Origin of the sequence: Periweissella fabaria (assembly GCF_918814575.1) — a bacterium.
GTDB classification, from domain to species: Bacteria; Bacillota; Bacilli; order Lactobacillales; family Lactobacillaceae; genus Periweissella; species Periweissella fabaria.
The window spans coordinates 101,558-126,080 of the sequence record NZ_CAKKNS010000002.1; the positions used below are offsets into that span (position 1 = coordinate 101,558).

The 24,523-nt window shown below is 38.8% G+C and carries 23 protein-coding genes; 21 read left to right on the forward strand and 2 right to left on the reverse strand.

All coding sequences use genetic code 11. The features are described from left to right. Window positions 1-19: 19 nt before the first annotated feature. The 8 genes from plsX to rpsP all read left to right on the forward strand — a co-directional run bounded on the left by plsX (window position 20) and on the right by rpsP (window position 9,693). Window positions 20-1,057, forward strand: coding sequence for a phosphate acyltransferase PlsX (gene plsX / locus LQZ75_RS03460; RefSeq protein ID WP_230096461.1), 1,038 nt, complete (start codon window positions 20-22; stop codon window positions 1,055-1,057). Between the two features lie 4 nt (window positions 1,058-1,061). Then, window positions 1,062-1,313, forward strand: a complete 252-nt coding sequence (gene acpP, locus LQZ75_RS03465; RefSeq protein WP_230096462.1) for an acyl carrier protein — start codon at window positions 1,062-1,064, stop codon at window positions 1,311-1,313. A gap of 140 nt (window positions 1,314-1,453) precedes the next feature. Next, entirely contained in the window at window positions 1,454-2,203 is a 750-nt protein-coding gene (rnc, locus tag LQZ75_RS03470) for a ribonuclease III (RefSeq protein WP_284707353.1), read from the forward strand. 7 nt (window positions 2,204-2,210) lie between these two features. Beyond that, the gene (gene smc, locus LQZ75_RS03475) at window positions 2,211-5,762 is read left to right on the forward strand and encodes a chromosome segregation protein SMC (protein WP_230096464.1); all 3,552 of its coding nucleotides are present in this window, start codon (window positions 2,211-2,213) and stop codon (window positions 5,760-5,762) included. A 17-nt stretch (window positions 5,763-5,779) separates the two neighbouring features. Continuing rightward, window positions 5,780-7,228, forward strand: a complete 1,449-nt coding sequence (gene ftsY, locus LQZ75_RS03480) for a signal recognition particle-docking protein FtsY (protein ID WP_230096465.1) — start codon at window positions 5,780-5,782, stop codon at window positions 7,226-7,228. Between the two features lie 14 nt (window positions 7,229-7,242). Then, window positions 7,243-7,584, forward strand: coding sequence for a putative DNA-binding protein (locus tag LQZ75_RS03485; protein WP_230096466.1), 342 nt, complete (start codon window positions 7,243-7,245; stop codon window positions 7,582-7,584). A 13-nt stretch (window positions 7,585-7,597) separates the two neighbouring features. After that, a complete protein-coding gene (gene ffh, locus LQZ75_RS03490) occupies window positions 7,598-9,076 on the forward strand; it encodes a signal recognition particle protein (RefSeq protein ID WP_230096467.1) in 1,479 nt (492 codons plus the stop codon). 344 nt (window positions 9,077-9,420) lie between these two features. After that, on the forward strand, window positions 9,421-9,693 hold the full coding sequence (gene rpsP, locus LQZ75_RS03495; RefSeq protein ID WP_168722487.1) for a 30S ribosomal protein S16: 273 nt from the start codon (window positions 9,421-9,423) through the stop codon (window positions 9,691-9,693). A gap of 92 nt (window positions 9,694-9,785) precedes the next feature. On the opposite strand, the gene LQZ75_RS03500 is transcribed toward rpsP, so the two are convergent. Next, window positions 9,786-9,953 carry a hypothetical protein gene (locus tag LQZ75_RS03500; RefSeq protein WP_230096468.1) on the reverse strand — a complete coding sequence of 56 codons (168 nt, stop codon included), beginning with the start codon at window positions 9,951-9,953 and terminating at the stop codon, window positions 9,786-9,788. Window positions 9,954-10,159: 206 nt separating this feature from the next. Here LQZ75_RS03500 and LQZ75_RS03505 point away from each other — a divergent pair, with 206 nt between their 5' ends. The 13 genes from LQZ75_RS03505 to LQZ75_RS03565 all read left to right on the forward strand — a co-directional run bounded on the left by LQZ75_RS03505 (window position 10,160) and on the right by LQZ75_RS03565 (window position 23,879). Next, window positions 10,160-10,624, forward strand: a complete 465-nt coding sequence (locus LQZ75_RS03505; protein ID WP_230096469.1) for a C40 family peptidase — start codon at window positions 10,160-10,162, stop codon at window positions 10,622-10,624. Between the two features lie 207 nt (window positions 10,625-10,831). Continuing rightward, window positions 10,832-11,317, forward strand: a complete 486-nt coding sequence (purE, locus tag LQZ75_RS03510; protein ID WP_290368220.1) for a 5-(carboxyamino)imidazole ribonucleotide mutase — start codon at window positions 10,832-10,834, stop codon at window positions 11,315-11,317. Next, window positions 11,310-12,431 carry a 5-(carboxyamino)imidazole ribonucleotide synthase gene (gene purK / locus LQZ75_RS03515; RefSeq protein ID WP_230096470.1) on the forward strand — a complete coding sequence of 374 codons (1,122 nt, stop codon included), beginning with the start codon at window positions 11,310-11,312 and terminating at the stop codon, window positions 12,429-12,431. The genes purE and purK overlap by 8 nt, the downstream gene beginning before the upstream one ends. A 4-nt stretch (window positions 12,432-12,435) precedes the next feature. Beyond that, complete coding sequence (purC, locus tag LQZ75_RS03520; RefSeq protein WP_230096471.1) at window positions 12,436-13,158, forward strand: phosphoribosylaminoimidazolesuccinocarboxamide synthase; 723 nt, start codon at window positions 12,436-12,438, stop codon at window positions 13,156-13,158. Window positions 13,159-13,174: 16 nt separating this feature from the next. Next, on the forward strand, window positions 13,175-13,429 hold the full coding sequence (gene purS / locus LQZ75_RS03525; RefSeq protein ID WP_230096472.1) for a phosphoribosylformylglycinamidine synthase subunit PurS: 255 nt from the start codon (window positions 13,175-13,177) through the stop codon (window positions 13,427-13,429). Between the two features lie 10 nt (window positions 13,430-13,439). Continuing rightward, entirely contained in the window at window positions 13,440-14,123 is a 684-nt protein-coding gene (gene purQ / locus LQZ75_RS03530; RefSeq protein WP_230096473.1) for a phosphoribosylformylglycinamidine synthase subunit PurQ, read from the forward strand. Then, complete coding sequence (gene purL, locus LQZ75_RS03535; protein ID WP_230096574.1) at window positions 14,123-16,336, forward strand: phosphoribosylformylglycinamidine synthase subunit PurL; 2,214 nt, start codon at window positions 14,123-14,125, stop codon at window positions 16,334-16,336. Before purQ ends, purL begins: the two co-directional genes overlap by 1 nt. Then, complete coding sequence (gene purF, locus LQZ75_RS03540) at window positions 16,321-17,820, forward strand: amidophosphoribosyltransferase (RefSeq protein WP_230096474.1); 1,500 nt, start codon at window positions 16,321-16,323, stop codon at window positions 17,818-17,820. Before purL ends, purF begins: the two co-directional genes overlap by 16 nt. Next, window positions 17,790-18,827, forward strand: a complete 1,038-nt coding sequence (purM, locus tag LQZ75_RS03545; protein WP_230096475.1) for a phosphoribosylformylglycinamidine cyclo-ligase — start codon at window positions 17,790-17,792, stop codon at window positions 18,825-18,827. The genes purF and purM overlap by 31 nt, the downstream gene beginning before the upstream one ends. Next, window positions 18,817-19,389: a phosphoribosylglycinamide formyltransferase gene (gene purN, locus LQZ75_RS03550; protein WP_230096476.1), complete on the forward strand. Its 573-nt coding sequence runs from the start codon at window positions 18,817-18,819 to the stop codon at window positions 19,387-19,389. The genes purM and purN overlap by 11 nt, the downstream gene beginning before the upstream one ends. 16 nt (window positions 19,390-19,405) lie before the next feature. Next, window positions 19,406-20,935, forward strand: a complete 1,530-nt coding sequence (gene purH / locus LQZ75_RS03555; protein ID WP_230096477.1) for a bifunctional phosphoribosylaminoimidazolecarboxamide formyltransferase/IMP cyclohydrolase — start codon at window positions 19,406-19,408, stop codon at window positions 20,933-20,935. A gap of 10 nt (window positions 20,936-20,945) precedes the next feature. Continuing rightward, the gene (gene purD / locus LQZ75_RS03560) at window positions 20,946-22,193 is read left to right on the forward strand and encodes a phosphoribosylamine--glycine ligase (protein WP_230096478.1); all 1,248 of its coding nucleotides are present in this window, start codon (window positions 20,946-20,948) and stop codon (window positions 22,191-22,193) included. A gap of 24 nt (window positions 22,194-22,217) precedes the next feature. Further along, on the forward strand, window positions 22,218-23,879 hold the full coding sequence (locus LQZ75_RS03565; RefSeq protein WP_230096479.1) for a formate--tetrahydrofolate ligase: 1,662 nt from the start codon (window positions 22,218-22,220) through the stop codon (window positions 23,877-23,879). A gap of 133 nt (window positions 23,880-24,012) precedes the next feature. Here LQZ75_RS03565 and LQZ75_RS03570 read toward each other — a convergent pair whose 3' ends face one another. Continuing rightward, entirely contained in the window at window positions 24,013-24,288 is a 276-nt protein-coding gene (locus tag LQZ75_RS03570; protein ID WP_230096480.1) for a hypothetical protein, read from the reverse strand. Between the last annotated feature and the right edge of the window lie 235 nt (window positions 24,289-24,523).

Sequence of the window (24,523 nt, forward strand, 5' to 3'; positions counted from 1 at the left end):
AAATGGAGAAGAGAAGACGATGAAAATTGCAGTTGATGCGATGGGTGGCGATTACGCCCCCTTGGAAATTGTTAAAGGGGTTGAAAAATCTCGTGATCAATTTAGTGATATTGAATTTATTTTATTTGGGGATGAAGCAAAAATCAAAGCAGTCTTAAAAGATGATACGCGAGTAACCATTCAGCATACTGACGATATGATTGAAATGGGTGAAGAACCCGTTCGAGCTATTCGACGTAAAAAGAATTCATCAATGGTGTTAGCTGCAAATGCTGTTAAAAATGGTGAGGCGGATGCATTTTTCTCCGCCGGTAATACTGGGGCGATTTTGGCTGCTGGGATTTTTATTGTTGGTCGGATTAAAGGAATTGATCGGCCAGCCTTAGCGACTGTTTTACCATCAGTTAGTGGCCCCCATGATTCATTTGTGATGATGGATATGGGTGCCAATGCCGAATCAAAAGCCGCCCACCTCTACCAATATGGTTTCTTAGGTGATTTCTATGCTGAAAAAGTGCTTGGCTTTGAAAACCCTCGCGTCGGTCTTTTGAATTTAGGAACTGAAGAAGATAAAGGTGACGAAGTTCATAAAGAAGCTTGGCAACTTTTGAATAAAGCACCTAAATTGAACTACATTGGTAACGTTGAAGCCCGGGAACTCCTTAACGGAGCCGCTGATGTGGTTGTTACCGATGGTTCAAATGGGAACACCGCTTTAAAAGCCATTGAAGGTACGGCCTTGACGATTATTAACTTGTTAAAAGAGTCAATCCTTGGTGGTGGTGTTAAAGCCAAGCTTGGGGGCTTATTAATTAAAGATGCTTTACGTGGAATGCGTGATAAAATGGATTATACTAAAGCTGGTGGGGCAGTTTTACTAGGGGTAAACGCACCAGTTGTTAAGACCCACGGTTCAGCTAAAGAACAAGAAGTTGCCAATACATTTGCACAAATTCATACGATGGTGCAAAATGGACTAGTACCAGCAATTCAAGATTACATTGCTAATCATGCCGATGTAATTAAGGCTACTACAACTGAAGAAGATAAAGGATAATCAAATGACTAAACAAGATATTTACAACACTATTAGTGCTTCAATTATGGAACAATTTAGCTTAAGTGCAGATAAAATTAACCCATCATTGAATTTTTTGAATGATATTGATGCAGATTCAATTGACTTTGTAGAATTGGTATTAGATTTAGAAGATCACTTTGATGTTGAAATTCCAGATGAAGATGCGGAAAAGTTAGTTACTTTACAAAGTACGGTCGATTACATTGCCGATAAAAAAGGTATTACAGCTTAAATTACAATAAAAGGATTAGTTAATGACTGTCGGTCGTTAACTAATCCTTTTTTACTAAAAAAATGTCTGATAGGCTGGATTATCCCAAGTAACTACGCAATTAACAAGAAATACAAGCTTAATTAATGTTATAATTTAATATGGCATTTGTATGCATTTTTATTGCCTACTATGGGAGGAATAAGGACGTGTTAGATAAATTACACACACAATTAGAAAAACAATTTGGAATTCGGTTCAACAACCAAAGTTTATTAGTTGAAGCCTTTACCCAAGGAAATTATTTAAACGAACATCCAAAATTTAAAGGCCGTGATTATCAACGGCTCGAGTTTTTAGGGGATGCGGTTATGCAATTGCAAACCGCGCAATATCTATATAAAAATTATCCATCGTGGGATGAAGGTCAATTAACTGAATTACGGATTGCGATGGTCCAAACACGCTCCTTTGCGTTGTTAGCTAAAGAATTATCATTTAATGAGTACATTCTTTTAGGACATGGTGAGGAACTAAATGGTGCCCGCAATCGTGATTCACTGTTAGAAGATGTATGGGAAGCTTTTATTGGAGCTCTGTATCTTGATCAAGGTGCTGATGTTGTCACTGCCTTTTTGACACAACATATGTTTAACAAAATTCAAACAGGTTTTTATGATCAATTTATTGATTATAAAAGTAAATTACAAGAATTGTTACAAAAAAATGGAGCAGTTCAGATTAAATATCAAAAACTTAGTCAATCAGAACTCGATGAACATAATCAACAACGCTTTACAGTTGCAGTTGAGGTTGAAGGAAAAGTTTTAACAACTGGTAATGGTAGCTCATTAAAAAATGCTGAAAAGGCCTCTGCACGTGCAGCCTACCAACAATTAACGCAAAAGTAGGAACATTATGAAGCTCAAGTCTTTGGAAATCAGCGGCTTTAAATCATTCGCTGATAAAACAAAAATTGAATTTAAACCAGGTATGACTGGGATTGTTGGGCCTAATGGGTCTGGTAAATCTAATATTATCGAAGCAATTCGGTGGGTAATGGGTGAACAATCAGCTAAAGGTCTGCGTGGTGAAAAAATGCAAGATGTTATCTTTGGTGGTACGAGTAAACGTAGCCCGTTAAATCGCGCCGAAGTAACGATTGTCTTTGATAATAGTGATCACTATTTAAAGACAGATTTTACTGAAATTCGGATTAGTCGCCGTTTGTATCGCTCCGGTGAATCAAATTATTTAATCAATGGACAAGATGTCCGTTTGCGAGACATTGTCGAATTATTCATGGATACTGGTCTGGGACGGGAAAGTTTTTCCATTATCTCACAAGGTCGAGTTGAGGCTATTTTTAATTCTAAGGCTGAAGATCGCCGAACAATTATTGAAGAAGTTGCTGGAGTTTATAAATATAAACAAAATAAAGAGCGGGCCCAAAAAGAACTTAAGCAAACGCAAGAAAATCTTGATCGGGTTGAAGATATTTTGCAAGAAGTTGCTGATCGCGTTGAACCACTTAGCCGACAAGCAGCGGTTGCCCAAGATTATATAGCACAAAAGCAGCAATATGATGCCCTTGAGAAATCTCGTTTAGTTATTGAAATTGATGAATATCAACATATTCAAACAGCTAGCGGACTAAAAACAGCCCAATTAGATACGATTATTACTAATCAACAGGCTGAGATTAATCAAAAGTCCCGACAATTAAAAGAACTTAAAAATAATCAACAAGCTTTGCATATTGAACGTGAACAGTTACAAACACGTTTGGTTACGTTAGCGCAAACTAGTGAACGCTTAAATGGATTACAAAATATTACTGCTGAACGTGAGCAAACCCGAACGAGCAGCATTCAAGAATTGACGGGCAGTTTAAAACAAGTTACCAATAATCTCGCTCAAGTTAAGGCTAAACTAGCTGATAAGCAAGGAGCCTTAAGCGAGCAAGAAGCCGAAATTAAAACAGTGGAAGCGGAATTAGGACAGTTAAGTAATCAAACGGCTGCTAGTCGGATTACACAATTACAAGCAGAGGTTACTGCTGCTGAACAAGCGCATTTTACAGATTTAAAAACGCAAGTTACATTACAAAATGCAGTCCAAAATGCAGTCCATAATTTAAAACAAGCCACAACAACCAATTCAGATGGACAGGCGCAATTAGTGACTAGTCAGTCCAAATTGGCACTTGTTACTGAAGAACACCAATCTTTAGAACAACAATTAAAGACGGCACAAGCTATTCAGCAAAAAACGCAAAAAGAATTTGATAGTTTAACAAATGACTACCAAGTTGCACACCAACAACAAAAACAAAATCAACAAGCGTGGTTAGATGGACTAGCTTTAGTTAAACAAGCTCAAGCCCGCTTAGAATCCTTGCAAACGTTGGATAATGAGTATACCGGTTATTATCAAGGGGTTCGTAATTTAATGCGTCAGCGTGAGCAATTCCCGGACATTGCAGGCGTTGTCGCTGACCTACTACATGTGCCGGCTAATTTTAGTAAAGCAATTGAAGTTGCCTTAGGTGGTGCACTACAACAAGTAGTGGTAACTAATGAACAAGCGGCAAAAGTTGCGGTTGAATTTTTAACTAAACAACGCTTAGGCCGAGTGACGTTTTTACCTTTAAATGTTATCAAGGGCCGGAATTTATCGGAACACCAAGTGCAAGCAATTAAATCATTGCCGGGCTTTGAAGGAATTGCAAGTGATTTAATAAGTTGTGAGCCGAGTTACCAAAAGATTTTAACGCATTTATTAGGGACCACCGTAATTGCAGCTGATTTAGATAGTGCAACTGCTATTGCACGTATCGGGCAACACCGCTTTAAAATTGTAACTTTGGATGGTCAAGTAATTAATCCAGGGGGTTCAATTACTGGAGGAGCACAACGAAATGATAATAATGGAGTTCTCCAACAAAAAACCGAAATTGATCAATTAACTAAAGCGGTTGGCACGATGCAAGCAGAGCTAGCTAGTTCTGAAGCTAAAGTACAAGCATTTGATCAACAAATTAGTGATTTAACGGAAGCTGGTACAGCAAAACGTTCAGAATTGGCAATTTGCAATGAAGATGTTCAGATTTTAACTTCTAAGGTTAAACTAGCACTTGAAAATGTTAACCATGTCCAAAATCAAGTTGAACACTTAATGCATCAACAAAAGTCATTTAGTGATAATGTATCTACAATTACACAGAATGATGCCGATAATAAAGCTAAACTTATGGCTTTGGATGACCATATTAAACAACTAGAGACCAAAATTACCGCCGCAAAAGCTGAAATTGAGGCCTTATCACAAAGTCAAACGACTTTAAGTGAACGGATTTTTGCGAAACGAGAATGGCTTGCTGGACAACGAGCCACAGCTACGGCCTTAGCTAGTGATGTGACCTCATTAGAACAACAAGTTGGAACCTTAAGTAAAAATCGCCAACAAATGGAACAACGCCTTGCGTTATTTACGGCGGGGGGCGATGAATTAGAACAAGCTCGTGAACGCGCGCAACAGGAATTAGTGGTTGCACAAGCCGATTATCAACAGGCAACAACTGATTTGGCAGTAATCAAAACCAAGTTAACGCAAACCGATAGTACAATTAACATTGTGGAGCAAGAACTTGATCGCTTACAAGGCACGCAACAATTAAGTCAACAGGAATTAAGTACGCTTACGGCCCAACAAGCACGTAATAGTGCCTTGCTAGAGCAAGCCCAAAAGCAATTAATGGCCGATTATGACTTAACAATCGAAGCGGCTAAGACCGAATTAGTTAACATGCCGATTGCTGAAATCAAAACGCAATTGAAGCTCATTAAGCGAGGATTAGATGAGCTAGGCGATGTTAACTTAGGTTCAATTACTGAATATCAAGAAGTGGCAAGCCGCCATGAGTTTTTAAGTAAGCAACAAGCCGATTTAGTTGCGGCTCGTGATAATTTGTTTGCAACAATGACTGAAATGGATGGTGAAGTGACACAACGCTTTAAAGCAACCTTTGATGCTGTCGCTAGTCAATTTAATGCGATTTTTGGTCGAATGTTTGGTGGTGGTAAAGCCGAGTTACGATTAACTGATCCAGAACATTTATTAACCACTGGAATTGACATTATGGCCCAGCCACCTGGCAAAAAGTTCCAACAAATGTCATTGCTTTCCGGTGGTGAAAAAGCATTAACCGCTATTACGTTACTTTTCTCAATTTTGGCAGTACGACCAGTACCATTTGCGATTCTTGATGAAACCGAAGCGGCCTTGGATGATGCGAATGTGACCCGTTTTGCCCAGTATTTACACACATTTGAAAATGATACGCAATTTATCGTGATTACACACCGTAAAGGGACAATGGTAAATGCAGATATGTTATACGGAATTACTATGCAAGAATCAGGAATTTCAAAACTTGTCGCGGTCAACTTAGCTGATATTAAGCAATAAAAAAGTGAGGAAATAAAATGGGATTATTTGATATTTTCCGTAAAAAAGAAGAAAAACAACCTGAAGATGTTGTTGCACCAGTTCAAGAAACACCAGCGACTGATTCAAATGGCACACCTAGTGACAGTGAAGCAACTACAAATGATGAACCTGCAGTTAAGATTACCAATGGAATCAAGATTCCCATCAGCAAACCGGTTACGGAAGCGAATAATGAAGTCTCAGAGGAGCCAGTTGAACAGGTAAACCCAGTAACTGTCGAAGCGCCAGCACCTGAAACCCCAGTTGAAGAAGTAGGTCCAACAACTGTTGAAGAGCTAGCACCTGAACCCCCAGTTGAAGAAGTAAGCCCAGTAACTGTTGAAGAGGTAGCACCTGAACCCCCAGTTGAAGAAGTAAGCCCAGTAACTGTTGAAGAGGTAGCACCTGAAATACCAGTTGAAGATGTCAACCCAGCAACTGACGAAGAGCTAGCACATGAAATACCAGTTGAAGATGTCAACCCAGCAACTGACGAAGAGCTAGCACCTGAAACCGAGGAAGCAGCATATGATAAAGGTTTGGAAAAATCACGAAAATCATTTGGAGAGCGCTTGAATGCTTTCTTTGCTAAATTCCGTTCAGTCGATGAAGACTTTTTTGAAGATCTTGAAGATACGTTAATTCAAGCGGATGTTGGTTATCAAACAGCAATGCAAATTAGTGATGAATTACGGGATGAGGTTAAGTTAAAAAACGCCAAGAATAAAGAGGCAATTCGCCAAGTCATTGTTGATAAATTGATTGAAATTTATGAAGCTAGTGGTAATGGTGAAGATAATTCGATGCATTTTGCACCAGAAGGGCCAACCGTTATTTTGTTTGTGGGAGTCAATGGGGTTGGTAAAACAACTACGATTGGTAAGATGGCTAATCTTTACAAGTCTGAAGGTAAAAAAGTCTTACTTGCAGCGGCAGATACTTTTCGGGCTGGGGCAACCCAACAATTACAAGAATGGGGTCGACGTGATGGGGTTGATGTAGTCGCAGGACCTGATCGAATTGATCCAGCATCAGTTGTGTTTGATGCAGTTAAAAAAGCCAAGGCCGAAAATTATGATGTTTTATTTGTTGATACAGCTGGACGTTTGCAAAATAATGTTAACTTGATGCAAGAATTGGCAAAAATGAAACGGATTATTAGTCGCGAATTGCCTACTGCACCACATGAAGTCCTAATTGTATTAGATGGGACAACCGGTCAAAATGCATTACAACAAGCTAAATTATTTAAAGAATCAACGGACGTAACGGGGATTGTCCTTACTAAGCTTGATGGAACTGCCAAAGGTGGGATTATTTTAGCAATTCGCAATGAAATGCATTTACCGGTCAAATGGGTCGGTCTTGGTGAACAAGCGACTGATTTACGTAAATTTAGTCCTGATCAATTTGTGCAAGGCTTATTTAAAGGTTTAATTGATTAAAAACGAGGCCACTAATGGAAATTGAAAAGAATAATCGGGTTAATTTATTATTTGAATTTTACCAACCGCTTTTAACAGTTAAACAAAATGAATATATGGAATTGTATTACGGTGACGATTATTCTTTAGGTGAAATTGCTGAAGAATTTACTGTTAGCCGTCAAGCAGTTTATGATAACCTCAAGCGGACCGAAAAATTATTGGAAAGCTATGAGGCCAAACTTCACATGTTGGCTGATTTTGACCGTCGTACCAATGGCTTACAACGGTTAAATCAATATATTAATGAACACTATCAATCAGATGAACAATTACGGCAAATTGTTGCAGAAATTATCAAAATAGATGAAGAATAAATGAGGTATAAAAATGGCTTTTGAAGGACTAACTGAACGTCTCCAAAAAGCAATTTCAGGATTACGCCGCAAGGGTAAAGTGACTGATGCTGATTTACGTGAAACAATGCGTGAAATTCGCTTAGCTTTACTTGAAGCCGATGTAAACTTTGAAGTTGTTAAAACTTTTATTAAAACAGTTCGTGATCGTGCTGCTGGTACTAATGTCTTAGAAGGACTTAATCCAGCCCAACAAATTGTTAAAATTGTTGATGAAGAATTAACTAAAATGATGGGGGAAGAAGCCGTTCCTCTCAATAAAAGTCCAAAGGTCCCAACGGTTATTATGATGGCTGGGCTCCAAGGGGCTGGTAAAACAACCACTGTTGGTAAATTAGCTTTAAAGCTTAAAAATGAACAAAAAGCGCGGCCATTATTGATTGCCGCCGATATTTACCGTCCTGCGGCCATTGATCAATTAGAAAAACTTGGTCATGACATGGAAATCCCAGTCTTTAGTATGGGAACCGGTGTTAATCCACGTGATATTGTTAAGCAAGGATTAGCACAAGCGGCCGAAAATAAAAACGACTATGTCTTTATCGATACGGCTGGTCGATTACAAATTGATGAACTACTAATGGATGAATTGGCCGATATTAAGACCATTGCGCAACCAGATGAAATCTTATTAGTAATTGATGCTATGACTGGGCAAAATGCGGTTCAAACGGCTGAAGGTTTTGACCAACGACTCGATGTGACTGGGGTTGTCTTGACCAAGTTAGATGGTGATACGCGTGGTGGGGCAGCGCTCTCAATTCGTGCAGTTACCGGTAAACCAATTAAATTTGTTGGTCAAGGTGAAAAAATGACGGATCTGGATGTTTTCTATCCTGATCGAATGAGTTCACGGATCTTGGGGATGGGAGACATGTTAACGCTGATTGAAAAAGCGCAACGTGACTTCGATGAAAAACAAGCCGAAGAACAAATGCAAAAGATGAAGGAAAATACTTTTGACTTCAACGATTTCATTGAACAATTAAACCAAGTTCAAAGCATGGGACCATTGGAAGATATCATGAAGATGATTCCAGGAATGGCCAACAATCCAGCGCTTAAGAATATGAATGTTGATCCTAAAGATTTAGAACACATTAAGGCGATTGTCTTTTCAATGACGCCTGCTGAACGTGAAAATCCTGATTTATTGAATCCAAGTCGTCGCCGTCGTTTAGCGGCAGGTTCAGGCCGGCCAGTTGTTGAAGTTAACCGGATGATCAAACAATTCATGGAAATGAAAAAGATGATGAGCGGTTTAATGAATGGTAAGATGTCACCACAAATGCAAAATATGATGAATATGATGGGTCAAGGTGGTGGTATGCCAGGCATGCCAAATATCCCAGGTATGGGAGGCGGCTTTGGTGGTAAAGTTGCTAATGGGTTAGGAAACTTAGCAATGAAACAGATGGCTCGTAAGCTAAAAAAGGCTAAAAAACGGCGCTAATCTCGTTTTTAGTGATTAATATCGTGGCTAATATTAAAATGCTTTTGATTTTTAAATTAAAAGCATTTTTTATTTAAGCATATTCTAGAAGGCCTAAATTAGCCGTTATAGCCGTTTATACAATGCTTTGAATAAAAGATCTAAAAGGATACTTAGTGTTAAATAACAGCCTTTTTGAGCGATATTAATAGGGTTTAAGAATTGACAACTACTAATTACGATTATTAGGAGCTAGATTTACTAAAAAATAAAAAAATTACATGTGTAAAGTAAAAAGGCTTTACACGTGTTGAATTATTTGGTATATTATTACTCGTAGATAAATTACAGGAGGAAATTATATTATGGCAGTTAAGATTCGTCTTAAGCGTATGGGTTCTAAGAAGCGCCCATTTTACCGTGTCGTTGTTGCTGACTCACGTTCACCACGTGATGGTCGCTTCATCGAAACTGTTGGTACTTACAACCCATTGGTTGAACCAGCAGAAGTTAAGTTGGAAGAAGAAAGCATCATGAACTGGTTGAACAACGGTGCTCAACCTTCAGATACTGTAAAGAACCTTCTTTCAAAAGCTGGCATCATGAAGAAATTCCACGATGCAAAGTTTACTAAGTAATTTAAATCATATTTAATGGTTGGGTTAAGCTCGCTTAACTTTAATTACTAAAAAAAGACCCTTAATTCAATTGAATTAAGGGTCTTTTTTGTTTAATAATTTTCGTGGCGATTATTCCAAAGATAGACAATTGTTAATAAAACAACGCCACCATTACTAGCAATAATAGCAAGTTCGGGTTTATTTACAACCCAGCTAATAAGTGAAATAAAAACTAGAATAATAGCAATAGAAACGAAGATTAAATCTTTTTTACGCATAATAAGCTCCAATCAAAAGTATTTAACGATTAGAATAAGTTATACCAAAATAAGGTTGTAAATGCGAATTATGTGTTTTACACAATGGTAAAAATAGTCAACATAACCGTTGCATGTTTGTAATCAAATCGAAATTTTCCTTTAGTAATATATAGCCTATCATAAAAAAGTAAATGAAAATTTAAATAGTTAAAGGAAAATATAAAATGAAAAAATTACGAACATTAATCTTATCTGTTGCTGTTGTTTTAGGAATCAGTGCAACAACGCTTACGAACGTGGCAACAACTGCTAGTGCAAGTCAATTTAATAATTCGCAAGCCCGCAATGCCCAAGCTGCTAATTATGGCCGCCGCTTTATGGGTGTCCGCTATGTTTGGGGTGGTACGACACCACGTGGGTTTGATTGTTCTGGATTTGTACAATATGTGTTTAAAAATGCTGCTAATAAAAACTTACCACGAACCGCACAACAACAGTCATTAGCCGTACAACCAATTAGTGTTCGCGATGCTAAAGCAGGTGATTTATTATTCTGGGGTAGTCGTGGCCATGTATATCATGTTGCCATTTCGTTAGGTAACGGTAATTTTATCCATGCTATGAATCCACGGTTTGGGGTTAATATTAACCGTATGAGTGCACCTACCTTTGCCGGTCGCGTAAAATAAAAGTTATCAAATTATAAAAATTAGAAAAGGTTAATCTTTTACGGAAGATTAGCCTTTTTTCGTGCTTTTTAAGTTATTTTTTACCTAAAAACGAACTATATTTTATTTCATTATCTTAAATGTATTGATTTAAGCTCTATTATTGGTTATTATAAATTTATTAATTAACGATTTTAAAAAAACACGAACTATAAAAGGAGAAGCAAAGTGAAAGTTGCGGTTATTATGGGATCGGTTTCAGATTGGCCAACAATGAAGTTAAGTACGGAAATTTTATCGGAATTGGGGATTGAATTTACCAAACATGTAATTTCAGCACACCGTATGCCCGCAGAATTACAAACATTTGGGGTTACAGCACGTGAAAATGGTTATCAAGCCATTATTGCCGGTGCCGGTGGGGCAGCGCATTTACCTGGAATGTTAGCAGCGAATACCACTTTGCCAGTAATTGGAGTACCAGTACAGTCTAAAGCACTTAATGGATTAGATTCATTACTATCAATTGTACAAATGCCGGCAGGGGTTCCGGTGGCAACTGTTGCAATCGGGACAGCCGGTGCTAAAAATGCAGCTTTACTAGCGGCTCAAATTGGATCAATTACGGATGAACAAATTGCATTGAGCTTAACTAATTTCAGACAAAAGCAAACAAATGCTGCCATTGAAAGTGAGGCGCAACTAAATGACTAAGGTAATTTTGCCACCTAAAACTATTGGAATTATCGGTGGGGGTCAATTAGGCCAGATGTTAGCATTAAGCGCTAAGAGTATGGGCTATCATGTGGGTATTCTTGATCCAACACCAAGTTCACCAGCCGGTCAAGTAAGTGATTTTCAAATTGTAGCCGCATATGATGATCAAGCAGCATTAGTTGAATTTGCTAAAAAAGTAGATGTGTTAACTTATGAATTTGAGAATGTTGATTTAGATGCTTTAAATGGTGTTGCGCAGTTAACTGAAATTCCACAAGGAACGGAACTATTACGCTTAACACGTAATCGGTTAGTTGAAAAAAATAATTTGCGTTCACTGGATATTCCAACCGTTAACTTTATTGAAATTTCAGCAACTACTTTAGCTGAAAATGAAAAAGAGATTATGCAATGCTTACCAGGAATTCTTAAAACAACTACTGGTGGCTATGATGGTCACGGTCAACGGGATGTGAATACGGTTGCTGATATCGTGGCTGCTGCTGAATTGTATCAAGATGCGCCTGCTATTTTAGAGCAACGAATTAGTTTCGATAAAGAAGTATCAGTAATGGTAACGATTGATGGCCATGAAGATGTCCGAATTTGGCCAGTAGTTGAAAACATTCATGCTAATCATATTCTACAAACAACGCTTGCTCCCGCTCAAGTCAGTGACGAAGTTAAAGAACAGGTTGATCAAATTGCCCAAGTTTTAGCCCAATCATTTAACTTACGTGGTGTTTTGGGAATTGAAATGTTTGTTACGGCTTCGGGAAAAGTTTTAGTTAACGAATTGGCACCACGCCCCCATAATTCTGGCCACTATTCAATTGAAGCAGTTAACGTTTCACAATTTGAAGGCCATATTCGTAGTATTACCGGCTTACCAATTGCGCCATTAGAAATGCCGTTACCTGCGATGATGCATAACTTACTAGGGAGCCAATTAGAAATTGCGCGTGCCCAATTAGCACAACATCCAGAATGGCATTTTCATGATTATGGTAAAGCAGAAATTCGACCAGCCCGTAAACTTGGCCATTATACCGTTTTAGGCGCGGCCAATATTAATAAAAATGCAACGTGGCTAACAGACATTGAGGAGTAAAGACATGGAAAAGGGTTCACTTTTATACACTGGTAAAGCTAAGAATGTTTATACAACCGATCAAACAGGAATTTTATGGGTTGAGTACACTAATCAAGCAACTGCATTAAATGGTAAGCGGAAGGAACAAATTACCAATAAAGGCCAGTTAAATAGTGCTATTTCGGATTTATTATTTAAATATTTAACGCAGCAAGGCATTGTTAATCATTATGTTGAGCAAATCTCACCAGTCGTGCAGCTAGTTAAGCAAGTTACAATTTTGCCAATTGAAGTTGTTGTTCGAAATTATGCTGCTGGCCATTTTGTAACTAAGTACAATGCCCCTGAAATGAAGCATTTAGTGCCAAGTGTGCATGAATTTTACTTTAAAGATGATGCCTTAGATGATCCATTTATGAATGATGAACAAATTATGGCTTTAGATATTGCCACAGAAGCGGAATTAGTGACGATGCGTAGTGAAGCTAATCGTGTTAATAAACTTTTGAGTGATATCTTTAAAAAAATTGGGATTACATTAATTGATTTTAAACTTGAATTTGGGTACACCGCAGAACAGCAACTTATTTTAGCCGACGAGTTATCACCAGATAATATGCGGTTGATTGATGATGTCACTGGTGATTCTTTGGATAAAGATGTTTTCCGTAAGAACCTTGGCGATGTCACCGTTGGTTATCAAATTGTCTTAGATCGTTTACAAAAATTATTTACAGAAAAATAACTGAGGAGAACAACTAATGTTTTTAGCTAAAATTTACGTAACTTACAAACCATCAATTCTGGACCCTAAAGGTGAAACAGTGAAAGATGCCTTACAACGCATGGACTTTACTGGTGTTGAAGATGTTGTCATGGGGAAATACTTTGAAATTAAAATTGCAAGTGATGATCGTGCAAGCGTAGAACAAGAGGTTCAAGCGTTTAGCGAGAAGTTATTAATCAACGTAAATATGGAAGTTTTCCGTTACGAAATTGAAGCCATTACTGAATAGGAGTGAATTAATGAAAGCCGCTGTAATTACGTTTCCTGGTTCTAATTGTGATTTAGATATGTACCATGCCCTTGTGGATGAGTTTCAAGTTGATACTGAAATTATTCCAGCAACGGTAACTGATTTGAGTCAATATGATGCGATTTTTATTCCTGGAGGTTTTTCATACGGTGATTACCTTCGGACAGGTGCTATTGCCCGCTTTGCGCCGGTTATGGCTGCAATTAAAGAGGCCGACAATCAAGGTAAATTAATCGTGGGAATTTGTAACGGATTCCAAATTTTAACTGAAGCCGGTTTACTTCCCGGGGCTTTACAAACGAATACTAAGCCAGGATTCATTTGTGACACAACTGGATTAAACGTTGTTAATCAGACGTCAAAATTTACCAATGCTTTTACTAAGGCTACTGTGAAATTCCCAATTGCACATGGTGAAGGTAACTATTTTGTTGATGATGCTACCTTGGCTACTATGCAGGCAAATCACCAAATTTTATTTACTTATACTGACAACCCTAATGGGTCAGTTGCGGATATTGCCGGGGTAACTAATGCAAATGGGAATGTCTTTGGTATGATGCCACACCCTGAACGAGCGGTTGATGAATTAATTGGTAACATCGATGGTCGGGCATTTTTTGCCTCAATTATTGCAAGTTTAGTAAATCAACAGGAGGCCACTAAGGCATGATGCAAACGTACAAAGAACCAACGCCAGCAGAAATTCGCGACCATAAAATTTATTTACCATGGGGTTTAACTGAGGCCGAATATGAATTAGTCTGCCAAAAATTAGATCGTTTACCAAATTATACAGAAACTGGGTTGTTTGCAGCAATGTGGAGTGAACACTGTTCATATAAAAAATCAAAACCAGTTTTACGGACATTTTGGTCAAAAAATGAACGTGTATTACAAGGACCTGGGGAAGGGGCCGGAATTTTAGATATTGGTGATAATCAGGCTGTGGTATTTAAAGCTGAAAGTCACAACCACCCATCAGCTGTGGAACCTTACGAAGGGGCAGCAACTGGGGTTGGTGGTATTTTACGGGATATTTTCTCAATGGGCGCGCAACCAATTGCCGTATTAGATAGTTTGCGCTTTGGTGAAATTGATAACGAACGGACTAAATATTTAATTAATGAAGTAATTGCTGGAATTGCTGGTTATGGTAATGCAATTGGGATTCCAACAGTTGGTGGTGAAATTGCTTTTGATAAAACGTATGCTGGGAATCCATTAGTTAACGTAATGGCGGTTGGATTACTTGATCAAGATGCTATGAAGGTCGGTCAAGCCCGGGGAGTGGATAACTCAATTTTATACGTTGGTGCCAAAACTGGTCGGGATGGTATTCATGGAGCAACATTTGCTTCAGCGGCGTTTTCTGATGAAGAAGAATCTGATCGTTCAGCGGTTCAAGTTGGTGATCCATTTACAGAAAAGTTAGTGATGGATGCAACGATTGCGATTGTTAAACGCTATCCGGAAGATGTTATTGGAATTCAAGATATGGGGGCTGCTGGTCTTGTTTCATCATCAGCTGAAATGGCTTCTAAAGCTGGGATGGGGGTTCATTTGAACCTTGATTTAGTACCCCAACGTGAAACGCAAATGACACCATATGAATTAATGCTTTCTGAATCACAAGAACGGATGTTATTAGTTATTAAAAAAGGTAGTGAAGCCAAAGCTGTTGAATTATTTGCAGAATACGGTTTAGATGCGGTTGTTATTGGAAAAGTTACGGATGACGGTATGTACCGTCTTGATTTTAATGGTGAAGTTGTCGCTGAAATTAACGCCCAAGATTTAACAACTGCACCTAAATATAATTTACCAGCGCTTAAACCAGAACGCTTGAAAAATGCCGATAAAAACCAATTTGTACCAAAAATTGAAGATTTGAAACAAACATTTTTACAAATTTTACAACAAGCGACGATTGCTTCTAAGGCTAGTCTTTACCGTCATTTTGATTCGATGGTTCAAACTAACACAGTTGTTAATCCAGGTAGTGATGCCGCAGTTGTGCGTATTCGAGGCACTAAAAAAGCCCTCGCAATGACAACTGATGTAAATGGACGTTACTTGTATCTTGATCCATTTGTTGGTGGACAAATGGCGATGGCTGAAGCAGCCCGTAACATTATTGCATCAGGGGCCTTACCAATTGGAATTACGGATTGTTTGAATTTTGGTAACCCAGAAAATCCAGAAGTATACTACGAATTAGCCCAATCTGTGGCAGGAATTAATAAAATGGCACAAGCATTAAATACGCCGGTTATTTCTGGAAATGTTTCGTTATATAACGAGTACAATGATGAAGCAATTTACCCAACACCAATGGTTGGAATGGTTGGTTTACATACGGATAACCACACAATTACAACGCAAGGATTTAAACAAGCTGGGGATGCAATTTATGTTGTTGGTGAAACCACAGCGGCGTTTAACGGATCTGAAATTCAAAAGATGCAAACCGGTTCAGTTGCAGGTCAATTATTTGCTTTTGATGCTGATGCCGAATTGCGTAATCAAAAATTAGTTTTAACAGCAATTGAAGCTGGATTAGTAGCAAGTGCCCATGATTTATCAGAAGGTGGTTTAGCAGTTGGTTTGGCAGAAGCGGCTTTTGCTAAACATTTAGGTTTTGATGTCCAGTTTGATTTAAGTGATGACTTACTATTTAGTGAAACTCAAAGTCGTTTTGTTATCTCAGTTACCCCAAGTAAACAAGCTGCTTTTGAAGCACTTATGGCTGCTAATGCTCAGTTAGTAGGACAAGTTACAGATACACCAAGTTTTAAGGTAACAACACAAACAAGTACCGTTGAAATTTTAGAAAATGAAGCTTATACAAGCTGGAAGGACGCAATTGGATGGTTACTAAAGTAATGCAAACCGAAGTTAATGGTTTGAATGAAGAATGTGGTATTTTTGGAATTTGGGGCTCAACAGAAGCGGCCGAAGTTACTTACTATGGCCTACATGCTTTGCAACACCGTGGCCAAGAAGGTGCTGGTATCGTCGCAAATATTGACGGTCGTCTCCGACAAGAACGGGGGCTTGGTTTACTCGCGGATGTCTTTAGTAAAGGTGATAGGCTTCGTGATTTAATGGGCGCAACTTCAGCTATTGGACATGTACGCTATGCTACATCAGGTTCAAATAGTATTGAAAATATTCAACCGTTATTAGCGCACTTTAGTGATAGCCAACTTGCTTTGGCTCATAATGGAAATCTTACTAATCAAGTGACGTTACGGCGTAAATTAGAAGACCAAGGTGCTATTTTTCAATCAACTTCCGATTCTGAAATTTTAATGCATTTAATTCGACGTTCTCAAGCACCAACATTTACGGATAAAGTTAAAGATGCACTTAATCAGCTTCGGGGTGGATTTGCTTTCTTGTTATTAACACCAGATGCTTTGTATGCGGCTTTAGATCCACATGGCTTCCGACCATTTGTAATTGGTCAATTACCAGCTGGTCAATATGTGGCAGCTAGTGAAAGTGCGGCTTTAAACGTCGTTGGAGCTAAGTTAATTCGTAACGTCCAACCAGGTGAATTAATTAAAATTGATAATGCTGGTATGCACATTGATCATTATACAGATAAGACTGATTTACACATCGACGCCATGGAGTATATTTATTTTGCACGGCCCGATTCTGATATTTATGGAGTTAACGTGCATACCGCGCGTAAACGAATGGGTGCGAATTTAGCTGCTGAACAACCAGTTGAAGCTGATATCGTTGTTGGTGTACCAAACTCATCACTATCGGCTGCTTCTGGCTTTGCTGAAGCCCTTCATTTACCGAATGAAATGGGCTTAGTGAAGAATCAATATATTGCGCGGACATTTATTGAACCGACTCAAGAACGGCGTGAACATGCAGTCAAAATGAAATTAGCTGCGGTTCCGAGTGTGGTTAAGGGCAAACGTGTTGTATTAGTTGATGATTCAATCGTTCGCGGGACAACATCAATGTACATTGTCCGGATGTTACGTGAAGCTGGGGCCAAAGAAGTCCATGTCCGCATTGCTTCACCGGCCTTTAAGTACCCATCATTTTACGGGATTGATATGCAAACAACCTCAGAATTGATGGCGGCTAACTATTCTTTAGCAGAAATGACCACTAAAATTGAAGCTGATAGTTTAGCATTTTTGAGTGTTGATGGTCTCGTTGATGCCATTGGTTTACAAGGTAAATCCAACGGTACGGGATTAACAACTGCGTACTTTGATGGACATTATCCATCACCAATTTATGATTACGCTGAATCAATGCAATCTTTTGAAGACGCTCATTTAGTTGATTACATGGAGGAACCCACATGCAAGATGCATACGCTGCAGCCGGAGTAGATATTGCGGCTGGAAACCAAGCCGTCGAACTAATGCAAGATGCGGTTAACGCAACTCAAAATGAAAATGTTTTAGCTGGCCTTGGCGGATTTGGGAGTTTGTTCAAATTACCAACTGGCTATACGCAACCGGTATTAATTTCTGGTGCTGATGGGGTTGGCTCTAAATTACTTTTAGCAATTGCTGCTAATCGACATGCCACTATTGGCCAAGATTTAGTTGCAATGGTTGCAAATGATATTTTAGCGCAAGGTGCTAAACCGTTATTTATGCTTGATTACATGGGAATTAATACGGTTGAACCAGCGAAAGTTGCTGAGATTGTAACTGGAATCGCCCAAGCATGTCAGCAAGCTCAAATGGCATTAATTGGTGGTGAAACCGCCGAATTACCTGATCTATATGCCCAAAACCATTATGATTTAGCTGGTTTTGCCGTTGGAGTTGCTGATCAAGAAAAATTACTAAATCCTGAAAATGTACAAGAAGGTGATGTTGTTTTAGGCTTAGCATCAAGTGGTTTACATTCAAATGGTTACTCACTAGTTCGTAAGTTGTTATTAACTGACCAAAACAAAACATGGGATGATTTAAGTAATGATCAGCAGACAACTTTACTAACACCAACTAAGTTATATATTAAAGCCGTTTTACCCCTCATCGAACAAGGGCTAGTGGTCTCTGCTGCCCATATTACTGGTGGTGGCTTACTTGAAAATCTACCTCGTGCTTTAGGAGCGCATTTAGGAGCGCATTTGGATAGTCAAAGTTGGCAAATTCCCGCAATCTTTAAGCAACTTGGTCAATTAGGTGAGTTGTCAACGATTGAAATGTTGCGTACTTTTAATCTGGGGATTGGGTTTACACTAGTTGTCCGGCCAGATGATGTTGCTAAAGTTAGTCAACAATTAGTAGAAAGCGGTGAGCAAGTAACAGTTTTAGGTCAAGTTGTTGCTGATGACACACACCAAGTAAAGATTCAAGGAGCTTTAAATTATGACAACTAAATTAGCTGTCTTTGCTTCAGGAACTGGCACAAATTTTGTGGCGATTGCTGATGCTATTACTGCCAATCAATTGGATGCCGAAATTAAAGTATTAGTTGTTGATAAAATTAATGCGCCCGTCGTTACACGTGCAAAGGAACGTAACATCCCGATTTTTCATTTAAAGTATAAAGATTATGATACCAAAGAACTTGCCGAGGCTAGTTTAGTAACGGAACTTAATAAGTATCAGATCGAACTTATTGCTTTAGCTGGGTTTATGCGAATCATTACACCAACTCTTTTAGCAGCCTATCCTAATAAAATAATTAATATCCATCCCTCACTACTACCGGCTTTCCCCGGGCGGCACGGGATTGATGATGCCTTTACTGCTAAAGTTCCGCAAACTGGGGTCACAATTCATTATGTTGATAGTGGCATTGACAGTGGTTCAGTAATTGCCCAACAAGTAGTGCCTATCGAACAGACGGATACGTTAGTTTCATTAGAGGCCAAAATACATGCCGTTGAGCATGTTTTATATCCAACAACATTAGCCCAATTAATTAACCACAACTAAAAGGAGAATCACAATCATGAAACGAGCACTTTTGAGTGTTTTTGATAAAACAGGTATTGTCGAATTTGCCACTAAATTACAAGCACAAGGTTTTGAATTAGTTTCCACTGGTGGGACCTTGAAAACCTTAGTTGGCGCTGGTTTGCCTGTGATTTCAATTGATGAAGTCACAGGCTTTCCAGAGATGCTTGATGGGCGGGTGAAGACTTTACATCCGAAAGTGCATGGTGGTTTACTTGCCCGCCGAGATGTACCAGAACATATGGCAACGATTGCCGCTCATGATATCCAACCGATTGATGTTGTAGTTGTTAACTTGTATCCATTTAAAGAAACTATTGCACAACCGGATATTACTTTTGCGGAAGCCATTGAACAAATTGATATTGGTGGCCCATCAATGTTACGTTCAGCAGCTAAAAATCATGCAGCTGTGTTACCAATTATTGATCCTGCTGATTATGAACGGGCAGCGGAATTATTGGCTAACGATGGTTTAACAGCGGCAATTCGCCGTGAATTTGCAGCCAAAGTGTTCCAACACACTGCGACTTATGATGCGCTAATTGGTGAATACTTAACAACGGCCGAATTTCCGGATAATTTGGCATTAGGCTATGATAAATTTGATACGTTACGCTATGGTGAAAATAGCCATCAACAAGCAACGGCATATGTTAGTCAACAACCAGAAGCGTATTCAATTCTAAGTGCTGAAATTATGCATGGTAAGAAGCTATCATACAACAACTTGCGTGATGCAGATGCAGCCTTACGAATTGCTGCTGATTTTAACAGTCAACCAACTGTGGTAACTGTTAAGCATATGAATCCTGCAGGAATTGGTCAAGCAGATACGATTTTAGCGGCTTGGGAACGTGCTTTTGCAGCTGATGATATTTCAATTTTTGGTGGTATTGTGGTCTTAAATCGAGAAGTTGATTTAGCAACTGCTGAAGCAATGCACAAAATTTTCTTAGAAATCATTATTGCACCGAGCTATACAGATGAAGCCTTTGCCGTACTAGCTAAGAAGAAAAATTTACGAATCTTAGCATTACCAATGGATCAAGCAGTTGCTCCAGTTAAAGATGTAGTTTCAGTCTTAGGCGGAATTTTGGTTCAAGATCGTGATCTTGTATCAGAAGATGTGGCTGATTTTGAAGTTGTCTCAGAGGCACAACCAACGCCGGCACAATTAGAAGCCATGGTCTTTGCCCAACGAGCAGTTAAGCATGTTAAGTCAAATGCGATTGTTGTCGCTAATGCACAACAAACTCTTGGTGTGGGAGCTGGGCAACCTAACCGAATTGATTCAGTTAAGATTGCCGTGACTAAAGCGCAAACTAAGCCTGGATTTGCAGATGCGGTCTTGGCGTCAGATGCCTTTTTCCCAATGGGTGACTCGGTAGAATTTGCCGCTCAAAATGGTATTACAGCAATTGTTGAACCAGGGGGCTCAATTAAAGACCAAGATTCAATTGATATGGCTAATAAGCTTGGTGTGGTCTTAGTATTCTCAAAGAACCGCCACTTCAAACACTAGTGAGGGTGATATGGCTAAAGTATTAGTAATTGGAAACGGGGCGCGGGAACACGTTTTTGCCCAAAAGTTAATTAGCAGTCCCACTGTTGAACATGTTTTTGTAGCACCTGGTAATCCTGGTATGCAAACTGCCGGAATTTCAACAATTAATATCGCCGTTGATGCCATTACGGAATTAGTTGCATTTGCACAAGAAAATACAATTGATTTAACGTTGGTAGGGATGGAAAATGCCCTTGTTGCTGGTGTAGTTGATGCCTTTAGGGCCGCTGATTTAAAAATTTTTGGTCCAACCAAGGCTGCAGCAATGTTAGAAGGTTCAAAATCATTTACCAAAAATTTGTTGGCTAAATATGGGATACCAACTGCGAAATATGCAATTTTTACAGATTATCAGGCATCATGGGCATATATTCAACAACAAGCAATGCCGATCGTTTTAAAATTAGATGGATTAGCTTTTGGTAAAGGTGTGACAATTTGTCAAGATTTAGTAACGGCCAAACAATTTTTGCAAGAGGCATATGCTTTAAAAGAAGATGCACGGATTGTGGTGGAAGAATTTTTAGCCGGTGAAGAGTTTTCAATCTTTACGTTTGTTGGTAAAAATCAAAGCGTAACTACCCCAATTGCTCAAGATCACAAACGGTTGTTAGATGGTGATAAAGGGCCAAATACTGGTGGGATGGGTGCATACAGTCCGGTGCCACACATTAGTGACGAAGTTGTTGAAACAGCGATTACCACGCTAGTGCAACCAACCATTGCAGCAATGGCTGCTGAAGGAACCCCATTTACCGGTATTTTATATACCGGTGTTATTTTAACGAGTAATGGTCCAAAAGTAATTGAATTTAATGTGCGATTTGGTGATCCTGAAGCACAAGTCGTTATTCCTCAATTAACAAGTGATTTTTATCAATTACTAGACGGTTTAGTAACGGGTCAGCCAATAGCGGCCGCTTGGCAGACTGCTGATATTTACTTAGGCGTTGTCTTGGCGGCCCCTGGTTATCCAACTAAACCAGAAGCAGGCCATCTTGTACCAATGAGTGTGCCAGCTCCACTAGCAATTAATTTTGCCGGCGTTAAAATGGTTGATAATCAATTACAAACTGCTGGTGGCCGAGTTGCAACTATTGTTGGCCATGCAAAAAGTGTTTTTGAAACCCAACAGGTAGTATATAATTATTTAAATAAGCTTGATATTTCATTGCAGTACCGCCAGGATATTGGCGCAAAAGCACTTGGAAAATAATTTCAGCTCGTAAAGGAGTCTTACATGTTAACAGATATTGAAATCGCGCAAGCCGCAGAGATTGAACCAATCGTTAAGATTGCTGAAAAACTTGGATTAACTGAAGATGAAATCGAACAATATGGTAAATATAAGGCTAAGTTAGACTTATCAAACCGTAAAGATGCACCATTAGATGGTAAATTAATCTTGGTAACATCAATTAACCCAACCCCAGCTGGTGAAGGTAAATCAACCGTAACTGTTGGGTTAGGGGATGGACTAGCTGCAATTGGTAAAAAGCCAGTGATTGCTTTACGTGAGCCATCACTTGGACCAGTCATGGGGATGAAAGGTGGCGCAACCGGTGGTGGATATAGTCAAGTAATTCCAATGGATGACATTAACCTGCACTTTACAGGTGACTTCCATGCACTTACATCAGCGCACAATACATTAGCAGCGTTAATTGATAATCATTTACATCAAGGGAACACGTTGAACCTTGATCCACGACGAATCCTTTGGAAACGTGTCTTAGATATCAACGACCGGGCATTACGAAATATTGTGATTGGTATGGGTGGTCCCACAAGTGGGGTTGTTCGTGAAGATGGCTTTGATATTACCGTAGCATCTGAATTGATGGCAATTTTGACATTATCAACTGACTTAACTGATTTAAAGGCCCGTATTAATCGGATTGTGATTGGTTATACCTATGATAAAGCACCGGTAACGGTAGCTGATTTAGGAGTTGCTGGTGCTTTAACAGTGCTATTAAAAGATGCGATTAAGCCTAACTTGGTACAGACTTTGGCACACACTCCCGTGATTATTCATGGTGGCCCATTTGCTAATATTGCACAAGGTACTAACTCAATTCAAGCAACGCGTGCAGCAATTCAATTAGGTGATTATGCTATTACTGAAGGTGGTTTTGGAGCTGACCTTGGTGGTGAAAAATTCTTGGATATTAAAACACCATTGCTTGGTAAGACACCAGACACTATTGTAATTGTCGCAACTATTCGTGCGCTTAAATTACATGGTGGGAAGCCATTGAAAGAATTAAATACCGAAGATTTAGCAGCCCTTGAAGCTGGTCTTGCTAACTTAGGTAAGCATATTCAATCAATGCAACGTTTCAATGTGCCAGTAGTAGTTGCAATTAACCAATTTACAGCTGATACCGATGCGGAAATTAAATTAGTACAAGAATATACGCAACAATTCGGAGTTGATGCTGTGCTCGCTAACGTTTGGGGCCAAGGTGGTCAAGGTGCGCTTGAACTGGCCCAAGCAGTTGTTGATAGTTGTGAAAAGGCGTCAGAATTTACACCACTTTACGCCGCTGATGATGAATTAACAACTAAGATTGAAAAAATTGTGACAGAAATTTATGGTGGTCGTGATATTGAACTGGCACCTAAAGCGAAAACTCAATTGAAACAATTTACAGCTCAAGGTTGGGATAAATTACCAGTTGTCATGGCCAAAACCCAATATTCTTTGTCAGATAATGCGAAGTCCTTAGGTGCACCAAAGGACTTTACAATTCATATTCGTGAATTCGTGCCTAAGCTTGGTGCCGGCTTTATTGTTGCAATGACTGGAAATATTTTGACAATGCCAGGACTACCTAAAGTTCCAGCAGCCAATAACATCGATATTGATGAAAATGGTAAAATTACTGGTTTGTTCTAAAGTGAAATTGAAGCAGTAGTATGTGTTAATTAACAATAATAAAAAGAGCCTAGAAAATTATATTTCTAGGCTCTTTTTATGTACTTCTCAAAATATTATAATTTGTTCATTAGACTCGATGCTTGATCTTAGGCTAATTAATTAAGCGAAGTAATAGACTTACGATTAGAAAAGTAACTGACATTGCCATGATTACCAAAATACTACCATTTTTAGGGAATAGCCGTGATTGTAAGCCTGTTGCCACTAGCCCAAAGCCAACGATGGCAGTAAGTGATAAAAGGAGCTCAAAGAGGCTAATTTGCGTACCATGATCACTTAAGGGTAAGATGGCAAACGTGGCTAAAAATGCCAAAATAATCCCAAATAAAACGGCAGCAACAATGCCTGATTTTAAATTATTAAACATTAATGGATACCTCTAAAATTTGAAAATGGTATTTTAATTGTAGCATGGAATAACTGTTAATTTTAAAAATAGGATGAAATATACTATAAAATAGCCGTTTTAATTAATTTGATTAATCAATAAGTTGATAAATTTGTAATTTTTAAATGAATATAAATTTTAATATGTTGTTAAATAAAAAACCATCTTGGAAATTTAATCTTCCAAGATGGTTTTTGTATTAAACGATACGGGT